The organism is Falsiroseomonas oryziterrae (genome assembly GCF_021864505.1).
Lineage (GTDB): Bacteria > Pseudomonadota > Alphaproteobacteria > Acetobacterales > Acetobacteraceae > Falsiroseomonas > Falsiroseomonas oryziterrae.
Map to the genome: position 1 here is coordinate 1 of NZ_JAKJIB010000141.1, position 9,398 is coordinate 9,398.

General features: G+C 72.0%; 12 protein-coding genes. 7 read left to right on the forward strand and 5 right to left on the reverse strand.

The window, feature by feature from the left end; genetic code table 11:
• The coding region (locus tag L2I40_RS12660) for a DUF3035 domain-containing protein (protein WP_237215321.1) at nt 1–347 on the forward strand (347 nt) is incomplete at its 5' end.
• Between the two features lie 7 nt (nt 348–354).
• Here the strand turns inward: L2I40_RS12660 and L2I40_RS12665 are convergent.
• Nucleotides 355–726, reverse strand: a complete 372-nt coding sequence (locus tag L2I40_RS12665) for a hypothetical protein (RefSeq protein ID WP_237215322.1) — start codon at nt 724–726, stop codon at nt 355–357.
• A 169-nt stretch (nt 727–895) separates the two neighbouring features.
• Between L2I40_RS12665 and hslO the strand changes: the two genes are divergently transcribed.
• From hslO to L2I40_RS12685, 4 genes are all read left to right on the forward strand, one after another.
• Entirely contained in the window at nt 896–1,870 is a 975-nt protein-coding gene (gene hslO, locus L2I40_RS12670) for an Hsp33 family molecular chaperone HslO (protein WP_237215323.1), read from the forward strand.
• Between the two features lie 190 nt (nt 1,871–2,060).
• Nucleotides 2,061–2,687, forward strand: coding sequence for a hypothetical protein (locus L2I40_RS12675; RefSeq protein WP_237215324.1), 627 nt, complete (start codon nt 2,061–2,063; stop codon nt 2,685–2,687).
• Between the two features lie 3 nt (nt 2,688–2,690).
• The gene (locus L2I40_RS12680) at nt 2,691–3,077 is read left to right on the forward strand and encodes a RidA family protein (RefSeq protein WP_237215325.1); all 387 of its coding nucleotides are present in this window, start codon (nt 2,691–2,693) and stop codon (nt 3,075–3,077) included.
• A 274-nt stretch (nt 3,078–3,351) separates the two neighbouring features.
• On the forward strand, nt 3,352–3,936 hold the full coding sequence (locus L2I40_RS12685; protein ID WP_237215326.1) for a hypothetical protein: 585 nt from the start codon (nt 3,352–3,354) through the stop codon (nt 3,934–3,936).
• Between the two features lie 480 nt (nt 3,937–4,416).
• Here L2I40_RS12685 and L2I40_RS12690 read toward each other — a convergent pair whose 3' ends face one another.
• On the reverse strand, nt 4,417–5,124 hold the full coding sequence (locus tag L2I40_RS12690) for a putative adhesin (RefSeq protein ID WP_237215327.1): 708 nt from the start codon (nt 5,122–5,124) through the stop codon (nt 4,417–4,419).
• A gap of 524 nt (nt 5,125–5,648) precedes the next feature.
• Nucleotides 5,649–6,290: a GTP cyclohydrolase I FolE gene (folE, locus tag L2I40_RS12695; RefSeq protein ID WP_237215328.1), complete on the reverse strand. Its 642-nt coding sequence runs from the start codon at nt 6,288–6,290 to the stop codon at nt 5,649–5,651.
• 268 nt (nt 6,291–6,558) lie between these two features.
• Here folE and L2I40_RS12700 point away from each other — a divergent pair, with 268 nt between their 5' ends.
• Nucleotides 6,559–7,455, forward strand: a complete 897-nt coding sequence (locus L2I40_RS12700) for an alpha/beta fold hydrolase (RefSeq protein ID WP_237215329.1) — start codon at nt 6,559–6,561, stop codon at nt 7,453–7,455.
• Between the two features lie 151 nt (nt 7,456–7,606).
• Here L2I40_RS12700 and apaG read toward each other — a convergent pair whose 3' ends face one another.
• Together apaG and L2I40_RS12710 are read right to left on the reverse strand one after the other, a co-directional pair.
• Nucleotides 7,607–8,014 carry a Co2+/Mg2+ efflux protein ApaG gene (apaG, locus tag L2I40_RS12705; protein ID WP_237215330.1) on the reverse strand — a complete coding sequence of 136 codons (408 nt, stop codon included), beginning with the start codon at nt 8,012–8,014 and terminating at the stop codon, nt 7,607–7,609.
• 36 nt (nt 8,015–8,050) lie between these two features.
• Nucleotides 8,051–8,659 (reverse strand): LysE family translocator, encoded by a 609-nt coding sequence (locus tag L2I40_RS12710; protein ID WP_237215331.1) that lies wholly within the window; start codon nt 8,657–8,659, stop codon nt 8,051–8,053.
• 226 nt (nt 8,660–8,885) lie between these two features.
• Between L2I40_RS12710 and L2I40_RS12715 the strand changes: the two genes are divergently transcribed.
• A partial coding sequence (locus L2I40_RS12715; protein ID WP_237215332.1) for a hypothetical protein occupies nt 8,886–9,398 on the forward strand: 513 nt, incomplete at its 3' end.

Consider the following 9,398-nt stretch of genomic DNA (forward strand, 5'->3'; position numbering starts at 1 on the left):
CGCAGGAGCAGCGCACGGCCGCCGGCCTCCTCGCCCCCGGCGCCACGGCGGCCTCCGCCAGCCCGGCCGAGCGCGCCCTGGTCGCCCGCGCGGGCGGCCCGGTGGAGGCCGACATCCGCCGCCAGGTGGATCAGGAGAGCCTGCGGCTCGACCGGCCGTCCCAGGGCGTGGTGGACCGCATGATGTTCTGGCAGCAGCCCCCGCCGCCCGGCATCGCGGTGGACCCGACGCGGGAGTCGCAACGGCTGCGGGAGGCCGCGGCGCTCGGCCGCGACCCGACCGAGGGCGAGACCCCGATCGTCCAGCCGCGCCCGCGCAGCTGGTTCCGGGACATGTTCGGCCTCTGACGCCGGCTCAGCGGCGCTGCAGCGCGCGCCGTCCGAAGCCGAGCGCGGCGGCCAGGCAGGCCAGCGACAAGGCCGCGAGGCCCAGGGCCATGCCGGGCCCGGCCAGCATCCAGACCTGCCAGGCCAGGCCGGCCGCCAGCAGGCCCACCAGCGCGAAGACCGTGGCGCAGAGGGCGGCGCTGCGCCGGCCGAAGCCGCGCGTCCAGTCGGCTTCCTTCTCGGCCTGGTGGCCCGGCGAGAAAGCTCCGAGCAGCGCGACGAAGAGGCCGGCCATGGCGAGGCCCGCCATCCCGGCCCCGGCGGAGGCGAGGGTGCCGAAGGGCAGGCCGCCCAGGCCGGCAGCGGCAGGACCCAGCAGGGGAAGGGAGGCGCTCAGCATGGCGTGCTCCTTCGCGACGCGAAGCGGCCGGCGGTCACCGGCTCGATTGTGGAACACCTTGCCCGCCGGTGACATGGCATCCATGCGTGCCGGTTCCAAGGGGGTCCCATGGCCGTGATGGGCGATGGACCCTATCTGAGCGGGCAACCCGTCCGCCGGCTGAGATCCCTTGACCGACCCGACCTCCCCCTCGGCCACCCCGGCCTTCCTGAACCATGACCGTCCGCCGGTGCCCGACCTCGTCGTGCCGCGCGGCGTGCAGCCCTTCCACCTGCACCTGAAGCCGGTGCGCGGGCGGCTGGTGCGGCTCGGCCCGCTGGCGGATGCGCTGCTGTCCCGCCACGCCAACCAGCATGACGCCGTGCTGACCCTGATGGGCGAGGCGATGGCGCTGACGGCGGCGCTGGCGACGGCGCTCAAGTTCCGCGGCTCCTTCAGCCTGCAGGCCAAGGGCGACGGGCCGGTGCCGATGCTGCTGGCCGACTGCACCGATGGCGGCGCGCTGCGCGGCTATGCGCGGGCCGAGGCGGAGGACCTGGCGCGGATGCTGCGCGCCGACCCGGCGCCGCCGGCGGGCGCGCTGCTCGGCAAGGGCTACCTGGCCTTCACCTGCGACCAGGGGCCGGAGATGGACCGCTACCAGGGCATCGTGGCGCTGGAGGGCGTGACGCTCGCCGAGATGACCGGCAACTACTTCCGCAGCTCGGAACAGCTGCAGAGCCAGGTGCACCTCGCCTGCGCGCGGACCGAGGCGGGCTGGCGGGCCGCGGCTCTCGTGATCGAGAAGGTCGCCGGCGAGGGCGGCGTCGATCCGGCCTCGGATGCGGCGGCGCAGGAGGAGGCCTGGCGCACCGCACAGGCGCTGGCCGGCACCATCACGGCCGAGGAGATGCTGGACGACCGGCTCGGCTCCGACCGGCTGCTGCACCGGCTGTTCCATGCCGAGGGCCTGGCGCTCGATCGGCCGCGGGCGCTCTCCTATGGCTGCCGCTGCTCGCGTGCGCGGCTGGCGCAGGTGTTGGAGGGCTTCCCGCCCGACGACCTGGATCACATGGCCGAGGGCGGGGCGATCACCATGACCTGCGAGTTCTGCAACCTCGACTTCCGCTTCGAGCGCGCCGAGGTGCAGGGGAAGAAGAGTTAGTTGTGCCTCAAGCGCCGGGGTTGTTTGCCTCAGGCGCCGGCGCCGCCTTCGGCGGCTTGGCTTTTCGCGCCGCAGACATGGCGCGCCCGGCGGGGCTGATGGTCGCGGCGCGGGCCGCCCTTGGCGGCCGGGGCGTCGTGCTGCGCTGGTGATCCAGCTAGGATCGCTGCGGATTCGCCGGGAGGTCGGGATGCTGCGACGTGGGGTGCTTCTGCTGCCGCTGGGGCTGGCGGCCTGCGCGTCGTCCTCGTCCGAGCCGGAGGTGCTGCCGCCGCTCGTCACCGGCTACCGGCACCTGACGCCGCTCCGGCTCGACGTGGGCGAGGTGCAGGTGGTGCCGCCGGCGCCCGGCGTGGTGCGGGTGGACAACCCGGCGCCGGTGCGGCCCGACGCGGAGATGACCCGCATGGCCGAGGAACGCCTGCTTGCCGGCGGGACGGCGGGCCGCGCGCGGTTCACGACACGGCTCGCGGAATTCCGCCGCGAGTTCCTGCAGACATCCTCCGGCGTCGGCAGCTTCTTCGCCGGCCAGCCCGGGGAGCGGCTCACCTGCCGGGTTGCCTGCCGGCTCGAGGTGGCGGCGGCCGACGAGCGCACCGGCTTCGTGGAGGCTGAGGCGCGGGCGCAGCGCACCGTGCCGGACGGCGCGACGCCGGCGCAGCGCACGCGCGCGGCGGAGGAGACGGTGCGGCGCGCGATGGAGAACCTGAACGTCGAGCTGGAATTCCAGGTCCGGCGGCAGCTGCGCGCCTTCCTGCTGCAGGCCGCGGCGCCGGTGCCGGGCTCCGTCGAACGCGAGGATCTGCCGAGGAGCTGAGCCATGGCCGTGACCTTCTCGAACCCGGCCGGCGTGCATGCGCCGGCGGGCCGCTACAGCCACGCCGCGCTGGTGGAGGGCGCGTCGCGGCGGCTGGTGATCTCCGGCCAGATCGGCGTCGCGCCGGATGGGACGGTGCTGCCGGGCGGCGAGGACCAGATCCGCCAGGCGCTGGCCAATCTCGGGGCGATCCTGGCGGCGCATGGCATGGGGCCGGCGAACATCGTGAAGCTCGGCGTGTTCCTGACCGATCGCGGGCTGATCCCGGTGTGGCGGGCGGAGCGGGAGAAGCTGCTCGGCGGCCTCGCGCCGGCGTCGACGCTGCTGATCGTGGCGGGCCTCGCCGATCCGCGCTTCGTCTTCGAGATCGAAGCCGAGGCGATATCTTGATCCCCACGACGCCGCCTTCGGCGTCGCCGCGGGGGCCCCGGATGGGCGCCTGATCCTGGCCGGGGTGGCTCCGCCTCCGGTGGCGAAGCCACCGGAGGGCACCGGGGGGCGGCGGGTTGGCAGGGAGCGGCGATCGGGGTGGCGCGTTCCCGTTGCAGCGGTGGACGGGGCGATCGCCCGGCGCGGCACTTTACGACTTTGCCACTTTGGCGCTTTGCGCGGGTGGGTTTCGGACGAATTCCGTAGGCTCGCCCCGATCGGTGGAGGGCGGGGCATGGTGACGCGGCGGGTGATCCTGGCGGGCGGCCTGGTGCTGGCGGCGGGCGGCGCGGGCGCGCAGGAGGTGGTGCGGCTGCGCGGCCGCATCGCGGCGGCGGAGGGCGACATGCTTCGCGTCGCGACGCGCGAGGGGACAGTGGTTACGGTGCGGCTCGGCACGGCGAGCATCGCGGCGCTGCGGCGGGTTGCGCCGGAGGCGCTGGTGCCGGGCACCAATCTCGGCGTGGTGGCCGAGCCCTTCGAGGACGGGTTGCGTGCGGTGGCGGTTACGGTGCTGCCGCCGAGCGCGACGCGGCAGTTCCAGTCGGCCTGGGACCTCAGCGAGGGGAGTTCGATGAACAACGGCGCACTGGCGTCGGTAGTGGGCGGCGGCGCGGGGCGGATCGTGCTGTCCATCAACGGGCGGGAGGTGCCGATGCGGCTGGATGAGCGCACGGCGATCCTGCAGCCGGTGGAGGCGAGCCGGGCCGATCTGCGGCCGGGTGCGGCGGTGCTGGTGAACGCGACGCGCGGCGCGGACGGGGTGGTGACGGCCACGCGGGTGACGGTGGAGCGCGACGGCGTGGCGCCGGCGAGCTGACGCGCGTTTCGGACAAATTGGGCGGGGGTGGGTGGGGCGCCTTCGGCCCGGCGTCGGCGCCGGGTTTCGCGCGCAGCGCGAGCGCGGGATCGGTTTCGGACAAATTGGCCCGGGAGGGACAGGCGGCGCGCGCGTTTCGGACAAATCGGCATTGGCTGACCGCACGGTCAGCGAATTTGCGGAGGCCGGGCGCGGTCCTGGAATTCACGGACCGCGCGGTCAGCCGTCGGGATGCTGGATCGAGGGGAGAGAGGGGGGCGGATTCAGGCTGTCAAAGATCGAGGGCGGCCTGGGAGGCTTTCGCGGCCTTCTCCCGCGCGGCGCGCCGGAAGTCCTCCTGCCGACCGAGCGGTGATAGGACTTCTTTCTTATCATGAGGATTGCGGAGCGGTTCGTCCACCGTTTTCACCGTGATCCTCCGGAACTCGCCGAGGCCGTTCGGGGGAGGGCGTTTCCCACTGGGCCGGACGCGATCGGCGGTCAGAAAAACCGCTCGTGTTCAGGCATCGCATGGTCGCCGATCACGGCGGACGGTCCGCCTTCCCGTCCGATCAGGCTCCGGCAGAAGGAGCAGTAGAAGAACCGGACGTCCGGCAAGGCCTTCTGTACCTCCTTGATCACGTAGCTCAGGCTCACGGCGGAGTGCCGGAAGCGATTGCGGATCGTGACGACATGCGCCATCGCGTTCAGCGCCCTGTCGGCCTCTGCCTCCGCCAGTCGGGCTCGCACCCGTTGCACGTCTTGCTGTTGCAGTTGGATGGCTGCCGGATCCGCGAGCGTCGGGAGGTTCTCTAGAAATCTCCTTTGCAGAGCAATTGTCCGGTCGGTCGCCCTGGATTGGTTATCTGCCGCATTGATGGCCGCGCGTACGCTGGCGTAGGTTTCATAGTTTTCGCTGTGGCGGCCCTGGTACTTCGCCAGTACGTAGTCAATACATAGTTGGCCGCCCATGACCACTTCGGCGATTCTCTCATCCGGCCTCTCTCGCATGATCAGCGTGCCGGGATCCCTCAGCGTGTAGTCATGTCGCTGGAAAAAATGGACCATCGTGTATTTCGGCACCTCGAATTGCGCGACGTTCTTCTTGTATCCACCATGAGCCGTGATCACGCAGGCGTCCTGCCTCGCTTGCGTCTTGAACAGGTAAAGGTGGCTACCGATGGCGATAGCGCCTTCAGGGATGCTCATGACCGTTCCTGTGGGTTGCCTGGAACGACACGTCATCACAACTAGCCCGGGCTCGAAACAGATTTTCGAGGATTTCGCGGCTGGCCGAGTGCTGGGCTGCCACCTATCCGCCCAGGAGGAGGTGCCAATGGCCTGGTCCGGCGATCCCCTCGTTGCGCCGCCCCAAACCTTTCGGCCTCGGGAGGGTGGTGCGGCGTCTGGGCTTCACCGCCCTTCTCGCGGCCCTGCGGATGCTGCAGTGGGGAACGGCGCTCGGGCAGTGCCTGCGGCTTGTCCCGCCGACCTTTCACATCGAGATCTGCACCGCCGACGGGCTGACGCGTATCACCATCCCAGGCGAGCCCGAACAGCAGCCGCCGGCCGCCGTCTGCCCCGCACCGGTTCTTCCGCCCCCGGCGCCCTGCCGTGGCGTCGTGCCGGAGGCACGCCTGCGGCGTAACGCCACGGCAGGATGTGCCTCACGCACAGGATAAGCGCCAACCCGGGGCCCCCGCGGCAACGCGAAGCGTTGTCGCGGCGAAGTCTTACCCCTCCGCGCCCGGGCGCGGGGCGGCGATCATGGTGAGGAACTCGCGCCGCGTGGACGGGTCGTCGCGGAAGGCGCCGAGCATGCGGGAGGTCGCCATCGTCACGCCCGGCTTGTGCACGCCGCGCGTCGTCATGCACTGGTGCGCGGCCTCCACCACCACCGCGACGCCCTTGGGCTTCAGCACGTCGTTCAGGGTGTTGGCGATCTGCGCCGTCAGCTTCTCCTGGATCTGCAGGCGCTTGGCATAGGCGTCCACGACGCGGGCGAGCTTGGAGATCCCGACGACGCGGCCGTTCGGCAGGTAGGCGACATGCACGCGGCCGAGGATCGGCGCCATGTGGTGCTCGCAGGTGGATTCCAGGCGGATGTCGCGCAGCAGCACCATCTCGTCGTAGCCGTCCGTCTCCTCGAAGGAGCGGGCGAGGAGCTCCACCGGGTCCTCCTCGTAGCCGCAGAACCATTCGCGGTAGGCCTTGGCGACGCGCTTCGGCGTGTCGAGCAGCCCCTCGCGCGAGGGGTCGTCGCCGGCCCAGCGCAGCAGGGTGCGGATGGCGTCCTCGGCCTGCTCGCGGGTCGGGCGGGGCTCGGCGTCGGGCTTCGCCTTGGCGAGGCGGCTCTTGGGCGTCTGGATGTTCACGGGCGATGGATCCTTGGGCGCGCGGCCCGGGTGGTCGTCACGGCGGTGGGTGTCCGCGCCGCCGCGGCACGGCGCCTTCCTCGGCGCGGGAGATGGGGCGGGGGGCAAATCCTGCAACGGTGCCGATCATGTCCCGCCCGTGACCATCCTATGGCACCGGCGCATGGCCGGGCGGCCACGCCGGCGTGACGATCGCGTCACCTGGCTCCGTTGACGGGGTCGCGGCGCGGGTCCCAGGCTTTGCCCTGACAAAGGGGGAGGGGCGCGCATGCTGCTGGAGGGGTTCCGCAAGGACCGGATCCGCACGAGCGGGGCGGAGATCGTCACCGCCTGGGCGGGCAGCGGGCCGCCGCTGCTGCTGATGCACGGCAATCCCTTCACGCACCTGTCCTGGCATGCGGTGGCGCCAAGGCTGGCGCAGGACTTCACCGTCGTGCTGATCGACCTGCGCGGCTATGGCGACAGTTCGAAGCCGCCGGGCGGGGCGGACCACGCCGCCTATTCCTTCCGCGCCATGGCGCAGGATGCGGTCGAGGTGATGGCGCATCTCGGCTTCGCGCGCTTCCAGGCCGGCGGGCATGACCGCGGGGCGCGGGTGCTCCACCGGATGTGCCTGGATCACCCGGAGAAGGTGCACCGCGCGGCGTTCCTCGACATCCTGCCGCAGCACCACCTGCTGAACAACGTGACACGGCAGTGGGCGACGTTCTCCTGGCACTGGTTCTTCATGATCCAGCCAAGCCCGACGCCGGAGCGGATGATGAGCGCGGATCCGGAGTTCTTCATCCGCCGCAAGCTGTCCAAGACCGACCAGGGGACGAGCTTCTTCCACCCCGAGGCGCTGGCCGAATACATCCGCTGCATCAGGAACCCTGAGACGGTGCACGCCATGTGCGAGGATTACCGCGCGACCTTCGGCGTGGACCTGGCGCTGGACACGGCGGATTTCGAGGCGGGGAAGCGGGTGGACTGCCCCTCGCTTATCCTGTGGGGGGCGAAGGGCGGCGTCGGGCGGAACCACGACGCGGCGAAGGTGTGGAAGGACTACGCGACCAACATCGTGGCGGCGAAGACGGTGCCATCCGGGCACTACCTGCAGGAGGAATGCCCGGAGGAGACCTATGCGGCGCTCAGGGAGTTCTTCGATCCGGGAGTGAAGGGGTAGGCGGCAGCCGCGCCTGAGCAGGACGAGAGCGCCATCCAAGGATGCGGCCGCAAGGCGGCCGCCGCGCCGAGACCGTCAGTGCCGCCGGGTGCGGCATGCCTGCGGCGCGTCAGCCAAGCCCGCGGATGCGGGCGCCGGCGCTTGAGGCAAACTAATGCACTCGCCCGCTGGGCGAGTGCGGGCTGTCGAGGCTGAAGGCGGGGATCGCGACGTCGAAGCTCTCGCCGGTCGCGGTGACCACCATGTGGTAGGCGCCGCGCATGAAGCCGGACGGCGTCGAGAGCGGCGTGCCGGAGGTGTATTCGAAGCTCTGGCCGGGCTCGAGCACGGGCTGCTCGCCGATCACGCCCTCGCCGTGCACCTGCTGGGTGCGGCCCTGGCCGTCGGTGATCAGCCAGGTGCGCTTGAGCAGCTGAACCGTCTCCTTCGCCTCGTTGGCGATGGTGACGCGATAGGCCCAGACATGGTGGCCGCGCTCCGGCTCCGACTGGTCGGCCAGGTAGAAGGCGCGGACGGAGACGCGGATGCCGCGCGTGGTCTCGGTGTAGTCGTCGCGCATGGACGCCTCGCGAAGTCGTCGCTGCGCCCCATAGCCTCAAGCGCGGCGGAGCGCCACGGTCAGGCCGGCGGCGACCAGCACGGCGCCGCCGGCGCGGTTGAGGGCGCGGCGCAGGGAGGGGCGGCGGACGGCGCCGGAGAGGCGGCCGGCGAGCAGGGCATAGGCGCCGGCATTGCAGGCCGCGAGGGTGACGAAGGTGGCGACCAGGATCGCGGCCTGGACGACGAAGGGGCGCGCGGGGTCGAGGAACTGCGGCACGAAGGCGACGAAGAAGACGATGCCCTTCGGGTTCAGCGCGGTGACGACATAGGCCTCGCGGAAGGCGCGGCGGGCGGAGAGCGGCGGCGCGGCCTCGGCGGAGACGGGGGCGCGCCACATCCGCACGCCGAGATAGACGAGATAGGCGGCGCCGGCCCATTTGAGCGCGGTGAAGGCGGCGGCGGAGGCGGCGAGGATCGCGCCGAGGCCGACGAGCGAGAGGGTCATGGCGGTGAGGTCGCCGAGCGCCACGCCGGCGACGAGCGGCGCGGCGTTGCGCGCGCCGCCGCCGAGCGACTGGCCGATCACCAGCAGGATCGTCGGGCCGGGGATCAGCAGCATCACCGTCGCGGCGGCGACGAAGGCAAGCCAGGTGGTCGGGTCCATGCGGCGTCGTCCGTTGTGGCGGCATCGAAGCACGGCGCGGGCGTCTCGCACATCCGTGTGCAGACTCCGGCGCCGGGCGCGGCGCATCCTCGGCCGTGCGGGAACGCGGGCGCGGCTTGCGCTTTGAAGGCCTGGGCACCCTCGGCGGAGGCCAGGCGCTTCGGGCAGGCGGCAGTCGCCCCCCGGCGCGCCGCGTCCCGCCGCGGCTGCACGGAGGAAAGTCCGCATGGCTCTCGATATCCGGCTCGAGCGGGCGCTCGAGCGAGTCGAACTGGTGACCGGCGTCGGCACGCGCGACACCGGACGGATGTGCGTCATGTCGCTCGTCGCCTGCCTGGCGGGCGAGGAGCACACGGACAGCCCGGGCTGCGCGTCCCCGCTGATCCGCGCTTTCGCGATTCCGCTGAACGACAACATGCCGCATGCGGTGCGACAGCGGCTGAAGCCCTTCGCGCCGCGCATCCTGGGGACGCAGGACGGGCAGGACACGCAGCGGGCGGAGTTGCTGCGCAAGGCGCTGGCGGAGGAGATCCTGCCGACGCTCGCCGGCAAGAACCCGGCGCCGACGCGGCGCTTCGCCGGGCCGCTGTGGCGGCTGTGGTCGATGCTGGGCATGCGCCGGCTGGAGCGCGAGGCGGAATGGATGATGGACCGCGCCGTGGCGCTGGCCGACGGGGCCGACATGGCGCGCGCGGTCGCGGCCGCGGGCGCGGTCGGGCGACTGCTGGCGCGGGCGGCG